The sequence below is a fragment of the Nocardia sp. NPDC050717 genome, assembly GCF_040654275.1.
Taxonomy (GTDB): Bacteria; Actinomycetota; Actinomycetes; order Mycobacteriales; family Mycobacteriaceae; genus Nocardia.
This window is the reverse complement of record NZ_JBFAHR010000018.1, coordinates 1-23,170: the sequence shown is the minus strand read 5'-3', so window position 1 is coordinate 23,170 and position 23,170 is coordinate 1. Positions and strand designations below refer to the sequence as shown.

The 23,170-nt window shown below is 65.6% G+C and carries 19 protein-coding genes; 4 read left to right on the top strand and 15 right to left on the bottom strand.

Features of this window, described 5'->3' with window-relative positions:
* Window positions 1-50 precede the first annotated feature (50 nt).
* The 8 genes from AB0H56_RS27640 to AB0H56_RS27605 all read right to left on the bottom strand — a co-directional run bounded on the left by AB0H56_RS27640 (window position 51) and on the right by AB0H56_RS27605 (window position 10,055).
* Window positions 51-1,388: an SLC13 family permease gene (locus AB0H56_RS27640; protein WP_357168550.1), complete on the bottom strand. Its 1,338-nt coding sequence runs from the start codon at window positions 1,386-1,388 to the stop codon at window positions 51-53.
* 197 nt (window positions 1,389-1,585) lie between these two features.
* Window positions 1,586-2,467: a LysR family transcriptional regulator gene (locus tag AB0H56_RS27635; RefSeq protein ID WP_357168548.1), complete on the bottom strand. Its 882-nt coding sequence runs from the start codon at window positions 2,465-2,467 to the stop codon at window positions 1,586-1,588.
* Window positions 2,467-3,936: an MmgE/PrpD family protein gene (locus AB0H56_RS27630; protein ID WP_357168546.1), complete on the bottom strand. Its 1,470-nt coding sequence runs from the start codon at window positions 3,934-3,936 to the stop codon at window positions 2,467-2,469. The genes AB0H56_RS27635 and AB0H56_RS27630 overlap by 1 nt, the downstream gene beginning before the upstream one ends.
* On the bottom strand, window positions 3,933-4,706 hold the full coding sequence (locus AB0H56_RS27625) for an N-acyl homoserine lactonase family protein (RefSeq protein WP_357168544.1): 774 nt from the start codon (window positions 4,704-4,706) through the stop codon (window positions 3,933-3,935). The genes AB0H56_RS27630 and AB0H56_RS27625 overlap by 4 nt, the downstream gene beginning before the upstream one ends.
* 23 nt (window positions 4,707-4,729) lie before the next feature.
* Window positions 4,730-6,193: an aldehyde dehydrogenase gene (locus tag AB0H56_RS27620; protein WP_357168542.1), complete on the bottom strand. Its 1,464-nt coding sequence runs from the start codon at window positions 6,191-6,193 to the stop codon at window positions 4,730-4,732.
* 200 nt (window positions 6,194-6,393) lie between these two features.
* Window positions 6,394-6,618 (bottom strand): hypothetical protein, encoded by a 225-nt coding sequence (locus tag AB0H56_RS27615; protein WP_357168540.1) that lies wholly within the window; start codon window positions 6,616-6,618, stop codon window positions 6,394-6,396.
* Between the two features lie 2 nt (window positions 6,619-6,620).
* Window positions 6,621-9,005, bottom strand: coding sequence for a hydantoinase B/oxoprolinase family protein (locus AB0H56_RS27610; RefSeq protein WP_357168538.1), 2,385 nt, complete (start codon window positions 9,003-9,005; stop codon window positions 6,621-6,623).
* A gap of 135 nt (window positions 9,006-9,140) precedes the next feature.
* The gene (locus tag AB0H56_RS27605) at window positions 9,141-10,055 is read right to left on the bottom strand and encodes an alpha/beta hydrolase (protein WP_357168536.1); all 915 of its coding nucleotides are present in this window, start codon (window positions 10,053-10,055) and stop codon (window positions 9,141-9,143) included.
* Window positions 10,056-10,368: 313 nt separating this feature from the next.
* Here AB0H56_RS27605 and AB0H56_RS27600 point away from each other — a divergent pair, with 313 nt between their 5' ends.
* The gene (locus tag AB0H56_RS27600) at window positions 10,369-11,589 is read left to right on the top strand and encodes a CoA transferase (protein ID WP_357168534.1); all 1,221 of its coding nucleotides are present in this window, start codon (window positions 10,369-10,371) and stop codon (window positions 11,587-11,589) included.
* Between the two features lie 14 nt (window positions 11,590-11,603).
* On the opposite strand, the gene AB0H56_RS27595 is transcribed toward AB0H56_RS27600, so the two are convergent.
* Window positions 11,604-11,744 carry a hypothetical protein gene (locus tag AB0H56_RS27595; protein WP_357168532.1) on the bottom strand — a complete coding sequence of 47 codons (141 nt, stop codon included), beginning with the start codon at window positions 11,742-11,744 and terminating at the stop codon, window positions 11,604-11,606.
* Between the two features lie 1,251 nt (window positions 11,745-12,995).
* Between AB0H56_RS27595 and AB0H56_RS27590 the strand changes: the two genes are divergently transcribed.
* Complete coding sequence (locus tag AB0H56_RS27590; protein WP_357168530.1) at window positions 12,996-13,934, top strand: alpha/beta hydrolase; 939 nt, start codon at window positions 12,996-12,998, stop codon at window positions 13,932-13,934.
* Between the two features lie 134 nt (window positions 13,935-14,068).
* Here AB0H56_RS27590 and AB0H56_RS27585 read toward each other — a convergent pair whose 3' ends face one another.
* From AB0H56_RS27585 to AB0H56_RS27560, 6 genes are read right to left on the bottom strand one after another with little or no spacing between them, the layout of a single operon-like run.
* Window positions 14,069-15,223: a CaiB/BaiF CoA-transferase family protein gene (locus tag AB0H56_RS27585; protein WP_357168528.1), complete on the bottom strand. Its 1,155-nt coding sequence runs from the start codon at window positions 15,221-15,223 to the stop codon at window positions 14,069-14,071.
* Window positions 15,216-16,382, bottom strand: a complete 1,167-nt coding sequence (locus AB0H56_RS27580; protein WP_357168526.1) for a CoA transferase — start codon at window positions 16,380-16,382, stop codon at window positions 15,216-15,218. Before AB0H56_RS27580 ends, AB0H56_RS27585 begins: the two co-directional genes overlap by 8 nt.
* A gap of 51 nt (window positions 16,383-16,433) precedes the next feature.
* A complete protein-coding gene (locus AB0H56_RS27575) occupies window positions 16,434-16,856 on the bottom strand; it encodes an OB-fold domain-containing protein (protein ID WP_357168524.1) in 423 nt (140 codons plus the stop codon).
* Between the two features lie 18 nt (window positions 16,857-16,874).
* Window positions 16,875-18,080, bottom strand: a complete 1,206-nt coding sequence (locus AB0H56_RS27570) for a thiolase family protein (RefSeq protein ID WP_357168522.1) — start codon at window positions 18,078-18,080, stop codon at window positions 16,875-16,877.
* 4 nt (window positions 18,081-18,084) lie between these two features.
* Window positions 18,085-18,588 (bottom strand): MaoC/PaaZ C-terminal domain-containing protein, encoded by a 504-nt coding sequence (locus tag AB0H56_RS27565; RefSeq protein WP_357168520.1) that lies wholly within the window; start codon window positions 18,586-18,588, stop codon window positions 18,085-18,087.
* Window positions 18,589-18,623: 35 nt separating this feature from the next.
* Window positions 18,624-19,769 carry an acyl-CoA dehydrogenase family protein gene (locus AB0H56_RS27560; protein WP_357168518.1) on the bottom strand — a complete coding sequence of 382 codons (1,146 nt, stop codon included), beginning with the start codon at window positions 19,767-19,769 and terminating at the stop codon, window positions 18,624-18,626.
* Window positions 19,770-20,106: 337 nt separating this feature from the next.
* On the opposite strand from AB0H56_RS27560, the gene AB0H56_RS27555 reads away from it, so the two are divergent.
* Together AB0H56_RS27555 and AB0H56_RS27550 are read left to right on the top strand one after the other, a co-directional pair.
* A complete protein-coding gene (locus AB0H56_RS27555; RefSeq protein WP_357168516.1) occupies window positions 20,107-21,462 on the top strand; it encodes an AMP-binding protein in 1,356 nt (451 codons plus the stop codon).
* 79 nt (window positions 21,463-21,541) lie between these two features.
* Window positions 21,542-22,483, top strand: a complete 942-nt coding sequence (locus tag AB0H56_RS27550; RefSeq protein WP_357168514.1) for a LysR substrate-binding domain-containing protein — start codon at window positions 21,542-21,544, stop codon at window positions 22,481-22,483.
* Window positions 22,484-23,170 lie beyond the last annotated feature (687 nt).

Here is a 23,170-nt window from a genome sequence, read left to right as displayed (position 1 = left end):
GGCAGACGTTCGGATGAGCGGGTCCGGGCATCGGCCTCGTTCCCGCCACGCTAGATCGAGGTCGGAACGACCACCAGCGCCCACACGACCAGCGGCGCGAGGAGGACTATGATTCCGCAGTACGCCAACATCTTTCGCTGGAAGCGCACCTTGTCCTCGACTTCCGCATTGGCCAGAATCATGACTCCGTGCAACGAGAACGGACTCACGTCGACCACCGTCGCCGAAAAGACGATCGCGGCGACCATGCCGAGGACTCCGATTTCACCGGCGAGCAGCAACGGCATCGCGAGCGGCACGGCGATACCGATCGTCGCGGTCGACGAGGCGAACGCGGAAAGAATCGCGACCGCGTAGCAGAGGACCAATGCCGTGAACAACGGCGCGATGGCGGAGGTGACCGAGGTGCCGATGAAATTCAGGGTTCCGTTCTTGGTCAGCACCGCCATATAGGTGAGCATGCCGCAGACCAGGACTACCGCAGGCCAAGCCACCTCGTCGATGATTTTCGGATGCGCGGTGGGAGCCATCAGGAGCAACACCGCGCTCACGCAGATCGCACTGACGCCGATGTCGATGCCGAAACCGATCGAACCGACTGCCAGAAGGACGATTCCGACCATCGTCGCGCACTGATGTCGGTCGAGCCGAGGAGCCGCCGCGGCGGTATCGGGTCGGCTCTTCGTCATCACCACTGCGGCGGGAGCGGAACCATCCGGTGCGAACGACTGCGATGTCCCGATCCGAGGGGCCGGCTCGTCCACCGCCGGGGCGTCATCGCGCAGAGCGCCGTTGCCAACCAGATCGCGACCGAGAACCAGGAACAGGACGACACCGATCGCGACGTTCAACACGAACGGGACCAGGAAGATCGCGCCAGGATTGGTCGGCAACCCCGCGGACTGCATGATGCCGGTGACGAGTGCGCCGTACAGGTTGATCGGAGAGAAGACACATGCCAGCCCGCCGTGCGTGATCATCATGCCCATGAGGAAGGGGTTGATGCGGTTTCGCGCGGCCAACGGCATCGCGATGGGTGCGAGCATTCCCACCGCCAGCACCGCACCCAATGACATCAGCAGACCCGACAGCGCGAACAACATCCACACGATCGCCCATCGTCGCCCGCGCACGAGCTGGAGACATCGTTTCATGATGTAATCGAGCGTTCCGTTCGCCTTCGCAATCGCGAACAGCAATGTGATTCCACCGACGATGAGAAAAGTTCCTGATGGAAACGCGTCGACAATATCCGCGATGGGGATACCCGACACCCAGGTGCCCACCATGAAAGCCGCCGCGAACGCCAATATTCCCATGTTCACCGGAGTGACGGAGGCGACCGTGAAAACCGCAGCCAGGACGACAACAGAAATAGCGTAGGTCATGTGCAATTGCTTACTTTCGCGAGTCGGGCACGACCGGCTCCCATATACGGTGCGCGCGTGAACCTTTGTATGACGTAGCGCCCCAACTCACATTCTCAGTGCGTTGTGATCTGCGCCTCAACCAACTATGTAGTGACACATCACAACAGTCAATTGCCGATATGGCAGGCAAGCTTTGATATTTTCGAAACCCGCCCTCACAACGCCCGGCTGCTCAGGCATCTGGCGAAAGCCGCCGCCGTCGGGGCCCCGAGCATCCGCTTCGCGGTAGCGACGACGATGTGTCGCACTGCCCAGCTTTCGTCCAGGACCCGAACCGACATTTCGGAATCGGCAGCTTGGCTCACCATTCCCTGTGGGAGGATCGTGGCGCCCAGCCCCGCCCTGACCATGCCGAGTGCTACCTCGCCCGTGCGAACTACGTGCCGAATGTCGCTGGTACGCGCACCGTGTGCGCGAAATATCTCGGCCGTCGTATGGGTCGCGATGAGCCCCTCGGCGGCGACTTCGCCGAATCGCACCGAGTTCAGAGTCGAAAGACGATGCTCTCGTGGCAGCACGGCGACGAGCGGTTCACTGCCGAGGAGTTCCATCTCGGCGGCGGAACATTTCGGTTCTCCGACACAGGCGAAGACACCGATATCGCATTCTTCGGCTTCGATTTCGCGGACGACCTCATGGTTGTCCACCTCATGCAGCATCAGTTCGACAAAGGGGTGCTCGTTGATGAACATCCGAGCCGCCGGCGCGAGCAGATCGATGATCACCGAATGCGCTGCGGCGACCACCAGCCGATCCGCCGGCTGACCGTGCAGGGCAGCGATTTCCGAGCGCAGATCGTCGAATTCGGCGAGCATGCTCCGTGCGTGTCGGGCTACCACTTCGCCCGCCTCGGTCGGCACCACACCCGTTCGTGTCCGCTCCAGCAGCGGGAGTCCGACCATCGTTTCGAGTGCTTGGATACGCTTGGTGGCGGTCGACGGCGCGATATGTTGGCGGGCTGCCGCGAGTCCGATCTGGCGTTCCTCGACGGCCGCGAGGAAAAGTCGCAGACTGAATACGTCGACCTGCCATTGCATCACGGAATGCCGGCGTGCGCCGCCGCACCACGCAGACTCCGCGCTGCGGCCAGGTTCCGGGCCTCCGACCACAGGGCCGCCGCGAATGCCGACGGATCGGCGTCGGCGCGCCAGATCGCGGCGGCCAACCGTGCACCGCAACCATCGGCCCCGGCGGGGGCGAGACCGGCGGCTTTGGCGGTGATCTGCTCGACCGACATCGGGTGTTCGGCTGTTCCGACACTGTCGACGACCCGTGCCGTGCGAACAGTTCCGTCGCGCAGTTCCAGACGGACCGCGGTCGCGAAGTGCTCAGGATAGAACTGGGCCTCCATGGCGTGGTCCACCTCGAACCGGACCCTGTCGAGGACGCTCGAAACCTCGGGGTTCCTGAGGTTTTCCTCGCTGTAGGCGTCGTAGCGCTCAGGGCCGTGCACGATTGTCGCCGCCACCACGAAGGGGCAGCTGTACTGCGCGGTCATCGACGAGTCGGCACGGGTGAGGTGTTGCTCGGCGATCAGTCGGGGGCCGGTCACCAACACGCCTCCGATGTCGTCGGCGGACATCGTGAATCCGTCGGTCACCTCACGAAGCGCGTCGATCGTGGAGTGGAACAGCCGACAGCACGCGTACGGCTTCAGGCTGATCTGATGGATCCCCGGCCCTCTGTCGAGCCGGACAGGGGTGAGGTCCCCACCGAAGCACGCCGCCAGGCCGTAGGTCCCCTCGAGCGCGAGCCGCGGTGCGCTCACCGCGGGCAGGGCCGCGAAGTCGACCGCCCGAATCGCATTGTGCGCGCCGAGCCCCGCGTGCACCCGCTTCACCTCGCCGCCTCGCGGTTCGGCCGAGAACTGCATGGAACCGGAGGGCTGCGACAGCGCATGACCCCAGGTGGTCTCGAGCGTCACCGGGTCGACTCGATCACCCGCGCGCAGGGCTCGAAGGACGAGCGCGGTGGTCGCGCCCCCGTAGGTTCCGAGTAGGGAGGTCGGGTGGAAGCCCCGGTGCACGATACTCATGCCGCCCGCCGCCTCACCGAGCAACGCCATCGTCTCGTACCCGGCCGTGATCGCCTGGAAGAAATGCTCCCGAGACACCGGTGGGCCGTTCTCGGCGGCGATCGCGAACGCGACCGCCATGATGACCGAGCCGGGGTGGCTGGCGGTCGCGTTGTGGGTGTCGTCGAGTTCGAAAGCATGCGCCGCGGTGCCGTGGACCAGGGCGGCGATCGACGGGTCGGTAGTCCACTCACGCCCGAGCACAACACTGTTGCCGGTACCGGCGAACCGAGCTGTCCAGTCCGCGAGTTCGGTCGTCACGGGTCGGGTCATCCCCCACAGCGAGACGATGAAGTTGTCCAGGAGCAAGCGGCGTAGCGCCTCGACGTCCGCTGCTCGCGGCGGCGTCTCGGCGACCGTGGCGACGTGGCGCGCGATCTCGGCCGTGGTCGTGGCGAGATCGCGGGTGACGATGTCCATCGAATCGCTCATGAAATCGCACCAGCCGCAGCGAACTTCGCCCAGTCCTCCGGGTCGTGCAGGACCCAGATCTGCGCGTTCTGGGCGGTGGCGAGCTGCTTGATGCGCTGGATCGAGGTGATCGCTTCGTGCGCGTTGTAGTCGACCGGGCACGGGCACTCGTATTGGAGACCGGAGCGCAGGTGCACGGTGTCGCCGGTGATGAGGAACTTGCCGGTCTCGGCGAGCTCCACCATCATGCTGATCTCACCGGGGGTGTGTCCCGGCGTCTGATACAGGACGATGGCCCCGTCACCGAACAGGTCGAGATCCTCACGCAGCGGATTCCAGGCGTAGTCACGGACGGCTTCGAAATCCGCCGCGCGATAGAAGCCCCGGAAGTAGGGGTCGGGCCACATCGCGTAGCGGATGTCGACCTCCGACATGAAGAACTGGGCGTCCGGGAACAGGTACATGCCGCCGGTGTGGTCGAAATGCGAGTGCGAGATGACGACGTGGGTGACGTCGGAGAGGGTGTATCCGGCCAGCTCGATCTGGTTCTCGAGGGTGTTCTCCGGCGGGCAGTCGAGCTCGAACATGTCGACCAGATCGCCGTAGACCGCACGCGGATCCGACCACGCCTCCGGCACGAGACCGGTGTCGAAAAGCACCAGTCCCCGCTCGTGTTCGATGAGAAAGGTCGGAATCGGCACCGTCAGCGGACCTCGGGTTCCCATCGTGATGAGGCCACTGTCGAGGGTGATCGAGGCCCCCGCCAAAGGGATGAGACGTCGTGCGGGCATGGCGATGTCCTTTCGAGGTGTGGTCAGGCGAGTGCGTCGGCCAGCGTCGCGGGGACACCGAACGAGGTGATCTCGGTGAAGGCGTCGAAACCTTCCAGGCCCGCCTCTCGACCGATGCCGCTGTGCTTGAAACCGCCAAGGGCCGCGTGGAATCCGGTGCTCGCCCCGTTCACCTCGACGCTCCCGGTCGCGAGCCGCTGCGCGACCAGCATCGCCCGCTCGTCGTCGGCGCTGAACACCGCGCCGGACAGGCCGTAGAGCGAGTCGTTCGCGACGGCGACGGCCTCGTCCACGTCGTCCACGGCGATGACCGCCACGACCGGACCGAAGATCTCCTCGCGCGCGATCGTCATGTCGTTGGTGACGCCGGTGAACATCGTCGCCTCGACGAACTGACCGGCGTCGAGTCCGGCGGGTCGACCGCCACCGACGGTGAGAGCCGCTCCCTCGTCGAGTCCGGCCCGGATGTAGCCCTCGACGCGGGTGCGCTGCCGATCGCTGACCAGCGGACCGAGTTCGGTGGCAGGATCGCTCGGGTCGCCCACCTGAATAGCGCTGATCTCGCTCGCCAGCGCCTCGACCAGGTCGTCGTGCATCGAACGTTGTACCACGATCCGGGTCTTGTTGGTGCACGCCTGGCCGTTGTAGCGGAAGGAGAGGGTGCGCAGGGCATTGGCAGTCGAGGCGATGTCGGCGTCGTCCAGCACGATGGCCGCGGACTTTCCGCCGAGTTCCAACGTGTACCGCCGCACGTCGTCGCCGCACAGCGAGGCGATCCGGCGGCCGGCGGCCGTCGAGCCGGTGAACGACACCTTGTCGACGCCGGGATGAGTGACCAGGTATTCGCTCTCGGCCCGGTCTGCGGTGACGATGTTCAGCACACCGTCCGGCACACCCGCGGCCGCGGCCGCCGCGGCGAGGTGGTTGGAACTCAGCGGTGCCTCCGGTGAGGGCTTGAGGATCACCGTGCAGCCCGCCAACAGCGCGGGAGCGAGCTTGAGCATTGCCACCGAGATCGGCGCGTTCCACGGGATCACCGCGGCGACCACACCGATCGCCCGCCGCACGACGAGCGCGTTGCCCAGCGCCGAACGGCGCAACGACCGCCATGGATACTGTTCGGCCAGTTCGAGATTCGTATCGAGCAGCGCGAGTGCCGCCCCGGCCTGCGACGCCGTGGTCTGTGCGATCGGCACCCCCATCTCGGCTGTCACCGTCTCCGCGATCCGCGGCGCGTCGGCGGCCAGGTTCTCCCGGAAGCGACGAACCAGGTCGGCACGTTCGCCCAGGGTCATGCGGGGCCAGGGCCCCTTGTCGAAGGCCTCCCGGGCCGCGGTCACTGCGGCGTCGACGTCGGCCTTCGACCCGGCCGCGACCGTACCGACAAGCTCACCGGAGAAGGGCGAGACGACATCGAACGTCGCATCCGATGTCGCGGCCACCCAATTGCCACCGATGAAGAAATGTGCCGCGTTGTCGAGACGCACGGTTAACCGCCTGTTCTACTTCGAAGGGAGGGCGACATTGTCGTGAGCACTGTCACTCCGCCCGGAAAATGTGATGCAAACCTCTCACCAACGATCTGCTGCCGCGCGGCCACAGTCAATTGGCGATTGGGAAATCCGGATTTCGCCGTACCGAAACGAGATCTGTCGTCGACCTCGGCCAGAGCGAGCTTCGCGCCCGGTCACAGCCGGTCGGAAAGCAATTCGACGACGCCGAGCTTGGACCCGGGCTCCCGGGAGACCGAACAGAGGCAATTCGCGCATTTCACCACGTCGAACCAGCCGTCCTCGGCGACGACGGGGTAGCGCCGCAACGATGCACTGGCGCATTCCGGGCAGGTGCCGGTGACGGTCTCGCGGTCGACCACCAAGGTCGGTTCTGTGGGTCGCGGAAAATGAATGGGCATGGCTACCTACTCCTCGTCGGCGTTGCGCAGCCGCAACGCGGTGGTCTTCTCGATGTCCACGTGCAAACCCTCGGGGTCGTGGTCGGGTCGCCGACGATGACGACGCCGTAGCGCTCGGCCGCCGCCTCGATCGACACATAGCCGTCGCGCACATCGGTTTTCACCGCTTCGGGGTCTCGCGTGAACGGATCACCCCAGCCACCGCCGCCGTTGGTCAGATAGCGAAAGGTGGCGCCGGGCTTCGTCGCCCAGGTGCGTTCACTGGCGTAGTACGCGTAGACCCCGGCAGGGTCGAGCTGGTTGGACTCCGGATCCATCACTCCCGCAACAGGAGTCGCGTCGCGGTAGGCATCGTCGCGGTCGGGGACGAAGCCGAGGTCCGCGCCGTCCTGACCGAAGATCCACACCCCACCCTGGACGCCGTCTTCCCCGCCGTGCACACCGATCCCGCTCGGTTTCCGGAAGCGGAACGGCGCGACCTGATGCCTGGCCGGACCGGTCCGCATGATGTCCTTCATGATCGCGGCACCGCCGCGGTGCAGACCGGTGCCCGACGTATCGGCGGCATACTCCTTGCGCATCACCATCACCGGGAACTGCGCTTCGATGCCTTCGGTCGCCGGGCTGATGATGTTGATCAGGTACGGGCAGATGTGCCCCTCGCCGTCGGCATGGCGGTCGGCACCGACGGGTCCCGTCTCCGCGCCTGCCACCGCCGAGGCGGCCCATGGTGTGCCGTCGGCGGTGACCCCGAAGGCGTTGTGCACGTTGTTGGAGCCGCAGTCGCCACCGATTGCCCGCTCCCCCAACGCATCACGCAACGCATCGATGAGGGCGGTCATCACCGCGTTGGCGACTTCCCAGTAGAAGAAGATGGCGCCGTCGGGCGGCAGCGCACTGGCGATGGTGCCCGGCGGGATGACGATGTCGATGTTGCGGAACGAACCCGAGGTGAAGTGCCCGAGCGGATCGAGCAGCACCTTCAACCCGACCCCGACAGCGGTCTTCGCGTCCAGCGCGCCGGCGTTGATCGCGGTCCTGGCCTGGCGGGAGGACCCGCTGAAGTCGGCTTCGATACGGTCGCCCCGCTTCACCACCGTCACCCGCACGAGGTATTCCTCGTCGGCGTCCTCGGCATCGGCGTCGATACTCGCCGTGCCCTCGTAGTCCCCATCGGGCAGTGCGGCGATGGCCAGCCGCATCCGCTCGGCCGTGGTGTCACACAGATATTCGAGGGTGCCGAGGTACGCGTCGAGACCATAGCGATCGACACTCTCCACGATCAGCGATTCACCGAATCGACAGCAGCTGTGGATCGTCTTGTAGTCCGGCAGCTGGATTTCGCCGAAGCGGGAGTTGTCGAAGATGAGCGTGAACGTCTCGCGCACCGGCTCCTCGGCATGGAACAACAGTCGCGGACCGATGAGCAGTCCGGTCTCGTAGATATTGCGCTTGTTGGTGTCGAAGCCGCCCGGGGTGATGCCACCGATGTCGATCACGTGTGCGCGCAGGACCATGAAGCTGACGACCCGGCCACTGTGGAAGACCGGGCGGATGAAGCAGACGTCATTGGCGTGATTGCCGACCCGGCTCGGATCATTGCAGATCAGCAGGTCGCCGGGGCTGAGGCGATCCACGCCGAATTCCTCGACCGCGGCGCGCACACCGTCCTGGAGGGTGCCGAGGAATAGCCCAATTCGACCGGCACCCCATACGGCAGCCGAATTGACAGCCGCACCCCATCCGGTGCTGACCGCGCAGCCGACCAGACACGCCTTGTCGAGCGGAATGTCCTTGTCCACCTTGATGACCGAGTCCAACGGCGCGGTCGTGGTGTCCACGAAGGTCGAGATCCCGCACAGTTGTCCTACGGGTCGACCGTCCGGCAGATGCAACCGGTAGGTGCCGTCGGTCCATCGTGGCCCCGCCAGAATCCCGGCTGCGAGATCACACAGATTCGACATTCCCGTGGCACACCAACGACAGTGCCCACACGACGGTATGCCCGAGAAGACGACATGATCGCCTTCTTCGATGCCTTTGCTGTTGAGCCCCACCTTGGTGACGATGCCGGCACCCTCGTGTCCGAGCGCGAAAGGGCAACCGGTGAGCGGTGAATCACCTGTCACGTGATGATCGTCCGAATGACACATGCCAGAGGCCACCATTTTCACCTGAACCTCGTCGGGTCGAGGATCAGACAATTCCATGTCGACGACATCCAGATTTCCGGGAGATTCCCAGATGATCGCGCCTCGTACCTGCATGACCCGTCTCCTCACCAGTTCTACTGTGCGACAGGGAGATTCACCTATCGACGTCGAGCAGTAACCTTTTGAGACGATGCTAGGAGTGCTGCGACGCACGTCACAATCCAGAATGCGCATGTCGCTATCCCGAATGCGCTCAGCGAGAAGTCACAGTGCCGAATGGTCGCCTCCGTTATCGGCCCTCGGCAGGCGTCTGCCCCGCACGAGGATCACCCGTGCGGGGCAGACGTCGGTATGAACGAAGACCCGGGATCAGCCGGCCAGACCCTTGCCGAAGAACTCGTCGAGCTTGTCCACGGCCTGGGTGACGTACTCGTCCACGTCGTAGAGGTCGATATGGCTGGCGCCGTCGACCACGAACAGTTCCTTCGGCTCGGCGGCCTTGGCGACGGCCTCCTCGCTGAAGTAGGCGGTGTCGGCCTTGGAACCGGCGATCATCAGCAGCGGGCGCGGGGAGATCATCGCGATCTTGGCGTACGCGTCGAACTGGGCGATGCGGTCGATGCTCTGCAGCAGCCACTTGTTCTCCGAGCGCGGGTGCTGCGCGCGGGGGGTGCGGTAGTAGTCATGCGCCTCGCGGTACAGATCGGGCGCGTCCTCGAGACCTTCAGCGCTCGGCGGCGCCCAGATCTGGTAGGTCGGCTCCGCGCCCTGCGCCTCGGCGGTGCGCAGCGCGCCCGCGGCGTCGAGCATCTCCTGCAGCACCGACGGGTCCTGGGCGCGGTGCAGGCCGTTGCTCAGGTAGTCGCCGATGTCGAGACCACTCACGGTGGCCACCGCCTTGATGCGGTGATCGGTCTGCGCGGCGAAGGGCACATAGCCGCCGGACGCGCAGATACCGAGCGCGCCGATGCGGGCGGGGTCGATGTCGTCACGGGTGGTCAGGAAGGTGACCGCGGACTTGACGTCCTCACTGCGCTGGAAGGGGTCTTCCAGGAAGCGCGGCTCGCCTTCGCTCTCACCCTGGTAGGCGGCATCGAACACGAGCGCGGCGTAGCCCTTGTCGGCCAGCCGCTGCGCGTAGATGCTGGCGGTCTGCTCCTTCACACCACCGCCGGGGTGCGACACCACAACGGCCGGCAGGCGCTCGCCGCCACGGTTGTCGGGGGTGAACAGGATGCCCGCCGGACGCAGGCCGCTGCTCGGGAAGGTGACGCTTGTGCGCATCAGGCACGATCCTTTCGATGATCTACTCCGGCTGGGAGCCGATGCAACAACCTTCTCTCCGGCAGAACCTGCCGACAATGGGAAAGATTCTTCCTATGAAGGGTCGAACCCAGTAATAACTACTGGCCGCGTGTGATCACCCGCGATTCGACCACCGCGAATTCCCGGTTCGCGACTTGTCACTGGGTTCGGGCAGGTCACCGGCCTACGATGAGGGCAGCCGGTGACCGGACCTGGGGTTCTCCCGGCACGATTCACGACCGCTGCCGGTGAGTTGCCTCGGCCGCGTTCCCAATGACGAAAAGAGACGACCATGACCGGACCGCTCGAGGGCGTGCGCATCCTCGACCTCACCTCGAATTTCATGGGCCCCTTCGCGACCCTGCTGCTGGCCGACATGGGCGCCGATGTGGTGAAGATCGAGTCCACGGCCGGGGACACCACCCGCGGTGTCGGTCCCCGTCGCAGCCCCGGCATGGGTGCGATCTTCTTGCACCTCAACCGCAACAAGCGCAGTGTGGTGCTCGACCTGAAGTCCGCCGACGGCAATGCCGCACTCCAGCGCATGCTCGGCTCGGCGGACGTGCTGCTCTACAGCCTGCGCCCGAAATCGATGGCACGACTCGGCTTGTCCTACCAACAGGTCCGTGCGCGCAATCCGCGCCTGATCTACTGCGGCGCTTTCGGTTTCGGTCAGAACGGCCCCTACGCCGACCGACCCGCCTACGACGACTTGATCCAGGCGGCTGTCGGTATGCCGGTCCTGCAGAGCCGCAAAACCGGTGAGCCGACCTACATCGCGACCGCGATCGCCGATCGCGTCGTCGGCATGGCCGCGGCCAACGCGATCACCACCGCTCTCTACCGCCGCGAACGCTCCGGCCACGGCCAAGAAGTACAGGTCCCGATGTTCGAGACCTTCGCCCAGTTCGCCCTGGGCGATCACCTCTACGGGCACACCTTCATTCCGTCGATCGGCACCTCCGGCTACGCCAGGATGATGAACTCCGACCGACGTCCGTACCGAACTCGCGACGGTTATGTGGGTGTGAACGTCTACACCGACAAACACTGGCACCGCTTCTTCGCCCTGGCAGGCAAGCCGGAGATGGCGCAGGACCCGCGCTTCGCGGACATCGGCGGCCGCACCGAGAACATCGGCCTGCTCTACAGCTTCCTCGCCGACGTCCTCGCGACCAAGACGACGGCGGAATGGGTGCAGATCCTGGCCGACGCCGATATCCCAGCCATCGAGATGAACACCCCCGAAACCCTCCTCGACGATCCACACATGAAGGACGTCGGGTTCTTCGTCGAGGAACAACACCCGACCGAGGGGCTGCTGCGATCGCTCGGCATCCCGCAACAGTGGAGCGAGGACACCCCCGAATTGCGTTACCCCGCACCGAGACTCGGCGAGAACTCGGTGCAGGTCCTCCGCGAATACGGGTTCGACGACGAGGAGATCGAGCGCCTCGTGTCCGCCGGTGCCGCCCACACACCGGAGACGTTGGGGGCGGATCCAGTTCGGTGACGGAGTGCGCGGTGCTAGACGCCGGCGAACGAGCGGCTGAACGACTGTCCCGCCGACACCCGATTGCGCATACCCACCAGACGCGTGGCTTCGTATCGCTCGAGACCTTCTTCGACATCGACCCCGTCGAGCGCCTCGGCCAGCGCCACCCGCATCCGCGACCGCTTCTTCGAAACCCGCACCGGTCATGGGTGTTTGAGCATGGGCGGCGTCACCCAGCACGCCGATGCGACCGTCGACCACCTTCCGCGGCAAGTATTCGGTGATCGGTGTGGCCACCACGTCCCGTGCCCGGAACGCCTCGACGACTCCGGTGCGCCATGGTTCGGGCCACCGCGTCTGGGCGATACCGATCATCTCGTCGTACACCTCGGCGGGAATCGCGTCGACGCGCGGGGTGTGCTTCACCTGGGTGCCGTCGATGGCGCCGATCCGCCGGAACAACGACGTGCGCCCTAGATCGAACCAGCCCCATCCGTAGTGCGCGACGCCCCCGTCTCGATCGATCAGCGGGTACACCGCGAGCATGTCGTCCTCGCCGGAGAAGAAGTCAGGGCCCCCGACCCGTTCGCGGTGGGATTCCGGCAGCTCCGACTGACCCAACCACACGACATAGCCCGCGTAGTCGGCGACGGGACGAACCGAATCCACCCGGCGGCGGACCACACTGCGATAACCGTCGGCGCCGAGGAGCACCTCGCCGGTCCACGTCGTGCCGTCCGCCGCCCTGGCCCACGCAGCGGTGTCGTCCTGCCCGACCTCGACGATGTGCGCGTTCTCGACCACCGTGACGAGCCGCTCCGCCTCGGCGCCATCGCGCAAGGCGGAGTACACATCCCACCAGGAATGCGGGTACACGCCCTGGCGCATTGAGGCGGGGCCGAGTGCCTTTCCGACGATCTCCCGCGCCTGCGGCCCCAGCGCCCGGCGCAGACTCGCCCCCGACACCAGAATCGCCACGCCGCGCTGGGTGCGCCCGGATGTTCGCTCGAGGACGGTCACCGCGCTTCCGCGAGCCGCCAGCGCAAGCGCCGTCGTCAAACCGCCCAACGAGCCCCCGACGATCAGGGTCGTCGCGTGCCGCGACATTCCCCCGGAATGATTCGTAGAAATGACCTTCACCTCGATTCGCTCGGCGCGATCCGGCTCCCGCATCAACGCGGCAGGCGCGGTCGGCCCGCAGCACCTGGTCGTGCTGATCCCCGAGTCGATGGTGGCACCGGCACACCGCCCGATGCAGGGGAGAATTCGTTCCCAGGAAGGTCTACGACCACGACCGGCGAATCCAGCGACCAGTAGCGCGGGGCGCACCCGTTGCTAGGAAGAAATCTTCCCTGGCGACCTTTCGGCTAACGCAGGAGACTTCGGACAGGCCGAAAATGTCGGCCGGCGAAAGGAGCTAGCTCATGGCAACCGACAACATCGAGCATCTCAAGTTTCGCAATCCGGATATGGCGTGGGACATCGCCGCGGATCTGTACTTTCCGCCTTCGTTCGACCGGTCGAAGACCTATCCGACCATCGTCTGCGCACATCCGATCGGCAGCTGTAAGGAACAGACCGCTGGCAACATCTACGCGACCCGCTTCGCCGAGGAAGGTTATGTTGCCATCGCCTTCGACGCGAGCTTCCAGGGCGAGAGCGGCGGAAGCCCGCGCCGGGTCGAGGATCCGACCCAGCGGGTCGAGGACTTCCGGCGGGTAGTCGACTACCTGTCCACCCTTCCCTACGTCGACAACGACCGGATCGGAGTCCTCGGCGTGTGCGGTGGTGGTGGCTATTCGCTCAATGCCGTGATGACCGAGCGCCGGTTCAAGGCTGTGGTGTCCGTCACCGGCGTCAACTACGGCCGCATGGTGCGGGAGAACGCGATCGCTCAGGGTGGGCCCGTGGCTGCCCTCGAGGCGGTCGCAAAACAGCGGACGGCCGAACTCGCCGGCGCCGAGGGCGAGGTGAGCGCCGCGCTGCCGCCCTCTGCCGAGGTCGCTCAGCAGATCGGTGACATCGACGTCATCGAGGCCTACGACTACTACTGCACACCGCGTGGTCAGGCACCCAACGGACCGGCGACCTTCGATATCGCACACGGCGCCTCAGCACTGGGCTGGGACGCGTTCCACCTCGCCGAGATTCTGCTGACCCAGCCAGCACTGATCGTCATCGGTGACAAGCCCGGCGCTTTCGGGGCCTACCGCGACGGCTATGAGATCTACAACCGTGCCGCCTCGACCGACAAGGAACTGATCGTGCTGAAGGATGTGTCCCATTACGACCTCTACGACCAGCCCAAGGGTACGGGCGTCGCGCTGGAGAAGGCGATCCCGTTCTTCGGCAAGCACCTCTGACGCACTGATTTCCGAGTCGCCGGCCGACAGCCGGTAGTTGCACAACAACTACCGGCTGTCGCTGATCTCGGGTCTACACCAGTATCGCTGACCGATTTCCACGCCGAGGCCGTCCCACACAGCCAATCGTCCGGTCAGCCGATGGCGCCCTGATCGCGCAGGACCGTGAGCTCGGCCGGGGTGAATCCCCAGTCGCCGAGGACCTCGTCGGTGTGCTCACCGGGTTCGGCCGGCGGTCGCTGGATCGCACCGGGGGTGCGACTGAAACGCGGTGCTGGAGCGGGCTGGACCACACCTTCGATGTCGACGAAGGTGCCGCGTGCCCGCAGATGCGGGTTGCTCGGTGCCTCGGTGAGCGAGAGCACCGGGGTCAGGCATGCCTCCTGCCCCGCTGCGAGAGCAGACCATTCGTCGCGGGTCCTGGTGCGGAACACGGCGGCGAAACGATCCCGCATCGCGGGCCACTGCGCTTTGTCGTGCTGGTCGGGCATGTCCGTTTCGTCGATGCCCGTGATCCGCAGCAGGTTGCGCCAGAAGCGGGATTCGTTGGCGCCCAAACTGATCCAGCCGCCGTCGGCGGTTTCGTAGACGTTGTACCAGGGCGCGCCGGAGTCGAGCCGGTTCACGCCGCGCTCGTCGCTCCAGTAGCCCGCGGCGAACAGCCCATAGAACAGCGTCATCAGCGAGGCCGAGCCGTCGACCATGGCGGCGTCGACCACTTGACCCCGGCCGGACGTGCGGCTTTCCAGCAGTGCGGCGACCACGCCCAGCGCCAGATACAGTGACCCGCCGCCGAAGTCGCCCGCGAGGTTGAGCGGGATGGCGGGCGATTCGCCTGCGCGGCCCACCGAATGCAGCACCCCGGTCAGCGAGATGTAGTTGACGTCGTGGCCGGGGTCGTGCGCGAGTGGCCCGTGCTGGCCCCAGCCGGTCATCCGGCCGTACACCAGCGCCGGATTCACGGCCATACATTCGTCGGGGCCGAGGCCGAGTTTCTCCGCGACCCCGGGCCGAAATCCCTCGAGCACCACATGGGCCTCGCCGACGAGTCGCAGCACCGCTTCGACCGCCGCAGGCTTCTTCAGATCGAAGACCGCACTGCGCCTGCCCCGGTTGAGCAGGTTGAACTTCGCGTCGATCGGTGCGCCGCCGTCGTAGCCCGGCGGGCGGTCCAACCGGATGATGTCGGCGCCCAGATCTGCCAGCAGCATCGCGGCGAACGGTGTCGGCCCGACCCCACCCAGTTCGACGATCCGAATACCGGTGAGTGGGCCGCTGCCGCTAGCCATCGCCGGCTTCGACGCCGCGGTGTCCGAGTAGCGCACGCAGCTCGTGGTCCGCGCCACCGATATCCTGGGCGGCAGGCAGCGCTGGCGGACGTTTGCCGTCGAACGACAACGGGAGTCCCACGACCCCGATCTCGTCCTCGGCGGGAACGCCGATGATGCCGAGGGCCTTGGTCTGCTCGTGGGCGACCATCTCGGCGGTGGTCTGCACCGGTGCGACGGGAACCCCGAAGTCCTGCAACCTTTTCCGCCAGTGATCGCGCGGTTGCTCGGCCAATCGCTCACCGATCAGGCGGTCGATCTCCGCACGGTTGGCCAGGCGACCCGCGTTGGTGGCGAACCGTTCGTCGCCGGCCCACTCGGGTCGGTCCAGCGCCTGGCTCAGCCGGGCGAACAGTCCGTCGTTGCCGCAGCTGATGATCAGATCGCCGTCGGCGGCCGAGTAGGCGCGGTGGGGAACGATGAACGCGACACCCGAGCCGTGTCGTTCACCGGGCGCGCCGTCGGTGTTGTAGCCCGCGACACCGATCGACATCCACGCGATCGCCGTTTCCAGCAGCGACGCGTTCACCGCGGCACCGTCCAGTTTGGACCGGCGCCGATGCAGGGCCGCGAGGATGCCGATGGCCGCCCACATTCCGGTGCCGAAGTCGATGATCGACACCCCCGCGCGAACCGGTGGCCCGTCGTGCTCGCCCGTGATGCTCATGATCCCGGAGAACGCCTGCATCAGCGGGTCGTAGCCGGGCAGGGTGTTCATCGGCCCGGTGTGTCCGAACGCGCCGACCTCACAGTGCACGAGCTCGGGTTTGGTGACGCGCAGGCTCTCGGCGTCGAGACCGTACTTGGCGGCCGAACCGGGTCGCAGGTTGTGCAGAAAGACATCGGCGCGTTCGGCGATCAATTGGTGCAGCAGCGCCAGCTGATCGCGGTCCTTGATGTCGATATTGAGCGACCGTTTGCCACGGTTGAGGGCGTGAAACGCCGCGCCGCTGCCCTTCCACATGCTCGGACCCCAGCCGCGCGACGAATCACCGGTCGGCCGTTCGACTTTCCACACCTCGGCGCCGAGTTCGGCCAGGATCTTGCCGGTGAACGGCGCCGAAGCGCTGTCGCCGAGTTCGACCACGACGATTCCCGACAGCGGAAGTTCGTTCTGCATCGGCTGCTCCTGTCCTGGTCCTGATCGATCGTGAGTGGTCATCATGCACCTCTACCCGAGGCTCGCGGCGGTGAAAACGGGGATGGTCTGGGCGCCCCGTTCGACGAAGCGGACGGTGACGTCCTGGTCGATCGCGACGGCCTCGGGGTCGCCTTCGATCTGGGCGAAGAGCAGGTAGCCCTCCGCCATCTGCACGAACCCGACGGTGTACGGCGTGATCGACGCCCACACCGGGGTCGGGCCGCGCATTACCGTGCTGAAGGAGTAGACGGTGCCGCGCCCGGCCGACTCCTCCCAGTTCAAGGCGGACGACGCGCAGTAGGGGCAGTAGGAGTGCGCGGGCCAGACGGCCTCGGCACAGTCGGCGCAGCGTTGAAAGGTCAGGCGGCGCTCGTTCAACGCCGCCCAGTACGGTGCGGCATCGAGCAGCCGGTACGGCTGTGGCCAGTCGTTGGGGGCGGTGGTCTCGCTCATGATGTTCTCCGATTCCGCTCAGGCCGCCAGCACCAGGACACTGCCCGCCGCCAACATGCCGCCCGCGCCTTGCACCAGCGCGGTCTCCGGCTTGTGGGTCGGCGCCAGCCCCAGTGCCTGCCCGCGCAGCTGGCGCACTGTCTCGATGAGGGTGTCCATATTGCAGGAGATGCCCGGCTGGCCGAAGGACAACCAGCCGCCGTTGGTGTCGGTGGGCAGGTCGCCGTCGACGCCGGTGCGCCCCTCGCGATAGACGTCGATCCCCCGGCCCTTCTTCGCGAAACCCAAGTCCTCCATGATGATCGGGCCCATGTGCGCGAAGTTCACCGACATCTGCACCATGTCGATGTCGGAGGGGCCGAGCCCGGCCATCGCGTAGGCTTGCCGGGCCGCCTCGATGGTGGCGGTATGGGTGAGGTTCGGCAGGGCGCCGAAGTCGGCGAACTTGCAGGTGCGCATGTTCATCCGATCCGACAGGTACTCGTGGGTGGTGGCCGAGCCGTACCCGTGGAGGTAGACCGGCTGCTGATGCGGTCGCACATTGTCGGGTGCGGTGACGACCAGCGCGCCGCCGGTACCACCGCCCCAGGTGGAACACATCCACCGCCGCAACGGGGTGGCCACATACGGTGAGGCGAGCACGGTGGCGACATCGATCTCGCCGTGCTTGGCCTTGGCCGCGTGCGGATGATGCGCGCCCCAGCGCTGGTTGGCGACCGCGACCTCGGCGAGATGGGCTTCGGTGATACCGAATTCGTGGAAGTACCGGCGGGCGGCCTGGGCGTAGAGGGACGGGATCGTCGGTCCGTACATCACTTCGAACTGCGGATCCGCGTCGGCCTCGGCGCCCATGGCCACCGCGTCGACGAACAACTCCGTCGCATCGCTCTGCAGACACAGCACATACTCCGCCTTGCCCGCGGCGATCATCTGCGATGCCTGGGCCAGGGTCGCGGTGAGACCGGCGCCGTGCAGGGTGAGTTCACTGGTGAAGGTCAGCGGCATCTGCATGTGCGAGGCGAAGATATTGTTCCACTGCGAGCGCTTGTCGGCCCACGGCGAGCGACCGGTGAACAGGGCGTCCACCTGGTTCTTCGTGATCCCCGCGTCGGCCAGCGCCGCCACGGTGGCCTCGACGGCCAGCTGCAGTGGGTCCTTGCGATTCGCGCGCGTGGCATAGGCATCGCCCATGCCGACGATCGCGGCGACGGGTTGTGCGGTCATAGAATCAGCCCCGCACCTTCTCGGTCGGCAGCGAGGCGCCGACGAGTGCTTCCAGGTCCTCGCGCTTGCGCAGCATGAGCAGGCTCCACTCGCTGCGCTGGACCACGTCGCCGTGCTGGTTGAGCGCCTTCATCAGGAAGGTGATGACGCCGAACTTCTCGTCCTTGTCCTTCTTGGCGATCACTTCGGCGGTGACGTAGATGGTGTCGTTGATGAGCACCGGCTTGAGGTAGCGCAGGTTGTCGATGCCGTAGTTCGCCTGGATCGACGGGCCGAACTGGATCAGACCGGTCATCAGCGAGTAGGTCAGCGACCCCTGCACCAGCCGCTCACCGAAGCGGGTCTGCGCGGCGTAGTGGATGTTGGAGTGGATCTCGATCCAATTGCCGGTCAGCGCACAGTAGTTCACCACGTCGGCTTCGGTGATGGTGCGTCCGCCGGAGTGGAAGACGGTGCCGACCTCGATCTCGTCGAGCGGCATGTCGATGCGGTTGTTGATGGTTGCCATCGAAGTTCTCCTGGGTAGGCGTGGGTGAATGCGGATCAGAGGCGCATCGACTTGGCGATGATGGTGCGCTGGATCTGCGAGGTGCCACCGCCGATGGTGGACTGCACGCTCTCGCGCAGATAGCGCTCCATGTCGGCCTCGGGCAGGTTGGCGTAGCCACCGAGGATCTGCATGCCGTCGAGGGCACACTGCTTGAGCGTCTCGGAGCCGTAGAGCTTGGCCATCGAGGTCTCGCGGGCCGCGGGCAGACCGGCGGCCTTCATCTTGGCCGCGCGGTAGCAGAGCAGACGCGCGGCGTCGACACGGGTCTGGTTCTCGGCCAACATGTGCTTGAGCACCTGGAACTCATAGATCGGCTTGCCGAACTGGATCCGCTCATGGGCGTACTTGTTGGCGGCTCTGACCGCCTCCTGGGCATTGCCCACGTAGGCGGCGGCCACCGCGCAACGCTCCAGTTCCAGGTGGTCGGTGATGATCTTCCAGCCCTGGCCGACCTCACCCAGCAGCGCGTCGGCGGGGACACGGACCTCGTCGAGGAAGATCTCGGTGGTGCCGGTGGCGTGGCGCGACAGCGTCGGCAGCTTGCGGATGTCCAGGCCGGGAGTGTCGTTGGGGATCAGCAGCACCGACAGGCCGCCGTGCTTGTCGTCGGCGTCGGTGCGCACCAGCATCGCGATGACGGTGTCCTTGGCCGCGGCACCAGAGCACCACAGCTTCTGACCGGTGACGATCCAGTCGCCGTTCTCGGCACGACGCGCGCGGGTCTTGGTGTTGGAGGCATCCGAGCCGGCGTCGGGCTCGGAGATCGACACCGAGAAGCGGATCTGCCCGTCGATAAACGGCTTGACGTAGCGCGCCTTCTGCTCATCGGTGCCGTACTTGAGAATGTTCATCGCGGTGAAGGTGGGAACCAGCACCGAGCAGGCGAAGTCGAAACCGAACTTGCCGAGCCCCTCGGCCATCAGCGAGTAGTCGAAGATGTCGCCGCCGGAACCGCCGTCGGCCTCATCGATCAGGATCCCGAGCCAGCCCTGGGCGGCGATCTTCTCGTACGCCTCGTACGGGTAATCGCGGTTGGTGTCGCACTTGCGTACGTATTCCACGGTGATCTCGTTGTCCATGAACTTGTTCACGGTATCGAGCCAGTCGGCCTGCGCGTCGTCCAGGAAGTTCGAATTCATTCTTGTGCTCCGTATGCGATGAGTTCAGATAAATTGTGCGCCGAACCGTACATTAATTCTGCCCGCACCGATGCGCCAAGTGATGATCTTCGAATTGCCTGTTCGACAGCTGCGAATCGCTGACGCGCACCCCCTGAACCTGCAGGTGAACAGGGCCTTTCAGCGACAGATCGAGGTTTGACTGATGCGCCGACCATTAGCAAGTGAAAAATACCGAAGCGGCGATTCGAAGACTGCGAATTGAATAGCAGTAGTAGCCCAACTATGGTCGGAGAACAATCGTCGCCGGACCACAACGGTAGCGCGGCAACGTTGCAACGGCTATTCGGGAGTCATCATGAGAAATGTTCCTTTCTCGGCGCGGTATTGGAGTGCTGTCGAGACCCTGTCGGCACCAGAGGCGCGCCGGGTTCAAGACGAGCGGCTCCGCGAGCAACTCGCCCACCTGGCCGCGAACAGCGCGTTCTATCAAGCGAAGTTCGCCGAGCACGGCGTCGACTTCGACAAGATCGAGACCGTGTCCGACCTCGCCGCTCTGCCGTTCACCGAGAAGCAGGAACTGCGCGACAGTCTCGCGTCCGCGCCGCCGCTGGGCGCCCACGTCGCCGCCGCCGATGCCGATATCGTGCAGATCCAGGCGTCCTCGGGGACCACCGGCTCACCGTCCTATGTCGGCCTGACCGACAACGACATCCACACCTGGTGCGAACTGGGCGCACGTGCCCTCTACGCCAACGGATTCCGACCCGGCGACCGCCTGCTGCACGGCTTCGGCATGAGCAAAGGCTTCGTCGGCGGCCTACCGATCGTGCAGATCCTGCGCTACATGGGCATCGTCGACATCCCGATCGGCGCGGAAGCAGGCGCCGAGCGACTGCTGCGTGTGCAGGCCGATCAGCGCCCCAACGCCTTGATCGGCACCCCCTACTTCCTCACCCACTTGGCCGAGCAGGCACCGCAGATCGTCGGCCGCACCGCCGCCGAACTGGGTGTGCGCGCGATCAGCGTGGGTGGCGAGCCCGGCGGCGGACTGCCCGCTGTGCGCGAGAGGCTCGAATCGTTGTGGGGCGCCACGGCGCGAGAGATGCTGGGCGGCACCGACATCGCGTGCACCTACTGGGGCGAATGCGAGGTCGGTGACGGCATGCACTTCCTGTCGCCGGATCTGATGATCGCCGAACTCATCGACCCCGAGACCGGCGACCAGGTGGCGCCCATCGAGGGGGCCAGTGGTGAACTCGTCTACACCGCGCTGCGCCGTCAGGCCTCTCCCCTGCTGCGCTTCCGCACCCGCGACCACGTAGTTGTCACCGGCACCGACTGTGCTTGCGGCCGAACGGGTTACAAGGTTCGCTGTGTCGGACGTACCGATGACATGCTGATCGTGCGTGGCATCAACCTGTTCCCGTCCGCGATCAAGGAACTGGTCATGGAACTGGCCCCCGCGACCACCGGCGAGATGCGCATCCGCGCCGACTTCGAAGGCCACTCCACCCAGCGTCCGCTGCCGCTCGTCGTCGAACACGCCCTGGACCTGACCACCGAACAACGCGACAACCTGCGCGCCGACATCGAAAACCGCGTGCGCTCCGCGCTCAACGTTAAGACAATCGTGGAGCTGGTGCCCGACGGGACCCTGAAGCGGCCCGACCACGTCAAAGTCGCCCTCATCGAACGAGTGGCGACCTCCTGAACGCAACATATGAAATATTCTTTGCCCGGCCTCGCAGTATGATCGGAGATACCGATCACGGCCCGACAGCGGAGGTGAGATGGGCACGCTCAACCGGTTGCACCTGATCAGACAGGTCGACCTGTTCACCCTGCGGTTGTTCCTCTCCGCGATCGAGGAACAACAGATCGGCCTGGCCGCTATCCGCGAGAACATCGCCGCATCCACGGCGACCAAACGGATTCAGGTGCTCGAGCACATCGCGGGCGTGAAGTTGCTCGACCGCACTCCCAAAGGGGTGGTGCCGAGTCCCGCGGGGGCGATCCTGGCCCGGCACGCGCGCATGATCTTCGACAGCCTCGACGACATGCGCACCGAATTCGCCGCGCTCACCGAGGGCGTACAGGGCGAATTGCGGATCGTGTCGGCACGATCGGTGATCGTGCCGTTCCTGGCCCGCGAGCTCGGCGAATTCCACCGCGAGTACCCGCTCGTCGATCTGATCGTGCACGAGGTGGAGAATTCCGACATCGTCCAGGAGGTCGCGCGCGGCGAGGCCGACCTGGGCGTCTTCGCCTCGGCGTACGGACTCGACCTGGACGGCGTCGACGTCACCCCGTATCGGCGCGACCGCATCGTCGCCGTGGTCCCGCTGGGGCACCCGCTCGCCGCCCAGAGCAGCGTCACCATCCGGGAACTGTTGCCGAAGAACCTGATCGCACCGAGCGCTCTGGTCGGGGCGCTGCGCGCCGCGGCCCGGCGCATCGGCGAGGACTACGCGCCCAAGCATGTGCTGCGCAGTGGCGGCGCGGCCATCAGCCTGGTCAACGCCGGGCTCGGGGTCACCGTGCAGCCGGAATGTCTGGTCGGCCACGAATGGACCGGCCGCGTCGCTGTGCTCGATCTCGACGAGCCGTGGGCGGAGCGCCGGATCCACCTCGCCACGGCCCGGGGACGGGATTTCAGCCCCGCTACCAAAATCCTCATCGAACAGCTGCTGACGCGCCCCGCCGATGAGGAACAGCCGGCGGACGACCGCTGAGCCGCACCACCTCACCGACACAGAGCCCTTGGCCCCTCGGCCAAGGGCTCTGTGCATTCGCCGGGTAGCTGTGCACCACGAACGATCCTCGGCCTCGCACAAGTTGAGGTTCGCGAGACGACTATGCCCCCAGTGCGGCGCGCGGTTCCGGACGGCCCGTACCAACTCCCCCATCAATCCTTACCCCTCCCAAACCCTCAGAGGGAGTATGCAATTCCGTGCTATCGTAGAATCACCCACTACGGGACCGCCGGACGAACCGCGGTAACGAGTGCGGATCCACCTTCAAGGCATGAGGCATCAACGACTGGCACAACCATTTGGTCCGTGTCGTTCGGCTGCACATGCCGAATTTCACAGGAGTATCCGCAATGACCCAACCGGGTAGCCTCTACAAACTGTTCCTGACACAGTCGATACCGTCGAAACATCGCGTCTTCGCGATCAATAAGCAACCCGGCAGCTGGGATGGCCTTCATGCCATCGCTACATTCGAAACGCGTTGGGAAGAAGTACGGTTAGCTGACGCACTCAACGAACTCTTGAGCGGTACGGGACTGCCCCGGCTTCGGTTGACTCCTGACCTGAGGAGTGAACCGCCCCGGTGAGTCCGGAGACCTATCGGTGTGACAGCCCAACGGTGTGCTGGGCTGAGTGTTGAGCGTAGTGCGCGGCCTCCATCTCCAC

Coding starts and splice junctions, on each gene's coding strand:
- AB0H56_RS27640 (WP_357168550.1), bottom strand. CDS start 1,388: ATGACCTACGCTATTTCTGTTGTCGTCCTGGCTGCGGTTTTCACGGTC.
- AB0H56_RS27635 (WP_357168548.1), bottom strand. CDS start 2,467: ATGCAATGGCAGGTCGACGTATTCAGTCTGCGACTTTTCCTCGCGGCC.
- AB0H56_RS27630 (WP_357168546.1), bottom strand. CDS start 3,936: ATGAGCGATTCGATGGACATCGTCACCCGCGATCTCGCCACGACCACG.
- AB0H56_RS27625 (WP_357168544.1), bottom strand. CDS start 4,706: ATGCCCGCACGACGTCTCATCCCTTTGGCGGGGGCCTCGATCACCCTC.
- AB0H56_RS27615 (WP_357168540.1), bottom strand. CDS start 6,618: ATGCCCATTCATTTTCCGCGACCCACAGAACCGACCTTGGTGGTCGAC.
- AB0H56_RS27610 (WP_357168538.1), bottom strand. CDS start 9,005: ATGCGCATTCTGGATTGTGACGTGCGTCGCAGCACTCCTAGCATCGTC.
- AB0H56_RS27605 (WP_357168536.1), bottom strand. CDS start 10,055: ATGCGCACAAGCGTCACCTTCCCGAGCAGCGGCCTGCGTCCGGCGGGC.
- AB0H56_RS27600 (WP_357168534.1), top strand. CDS start 10,369: ATGACCGGACCGCTCGAGGGCGTGCGCATCCTCGACCTCACCTCGAAT.
- AB0H56_RS27595 (WP_357168532.1), bottom strand. CDS start 11,744: ATGCGGGTGGCGCTGGCCGAGGCGCTCGACGGGGTCGATGTCGAAGAA.
- AB0H56_RS27590 (WP_357168530.1), top strand. CDS start 12,996: ATGGCAACCGACAACATCGAGCATCTCAAGTTTCGCAATCCGGATATG.
- AB0H56_RS27585 (WP_357168528.1), bottom strand. CDS start 15,223: ATGGCTAGCGGCAGCGGCCCACTCACCGGTATTCGGATCGTCGAACTG.
- AB0H56_RS27580 (WP_357168526.1), bottom strand. CDS start 16,382: ATGCAGAACGAACTTCCGCTGTCGGGAATCGTCGTGGTCGAACTCGGC.
- AB0H56_RS27575 (WP_357168524.1), bottom strand. CDS start 16,856: ATGAGCGAGACCACCGCCCCCAACGACTGGCCACAGCCGTACCGGCTG.
- AB0H56_RS27570 (WP_357168522.1), bottom strand. CDS start 18,080: ATGACCGCACAACCCGTCGCCGCGATCGTCGGCATGGGCGATGCCTAT.
- AB0H56_RS27565 (WP_357168520.1), bottom strand. CDS start 18,588: ATGGCAACCATCAACAACCGCATCGACATGCCGCTCGACGAGATCGAG.
- AB0H56_RS27560 (WP_357168518.1), bottom strand. CDS start 19,769: ATGAATTCGAACTTCCTGGACGACGCGCAGGCCGACTGGCTCGATACC.
- AB0H56_RS27555 (WP_357168516.1), top strand. CDS start 20,107: ATGAGAAATGTTCCTTTCTCGGCGCGGTATTGGAGTGCTGTCGAGACC.
- AB0H56_RS27550 (WP_357168514.1), top strand. CDS start 21,542: ATGGGCACGCTCAACCGGTTGCACCTGATCAGACAGGTCGACCTGTTC.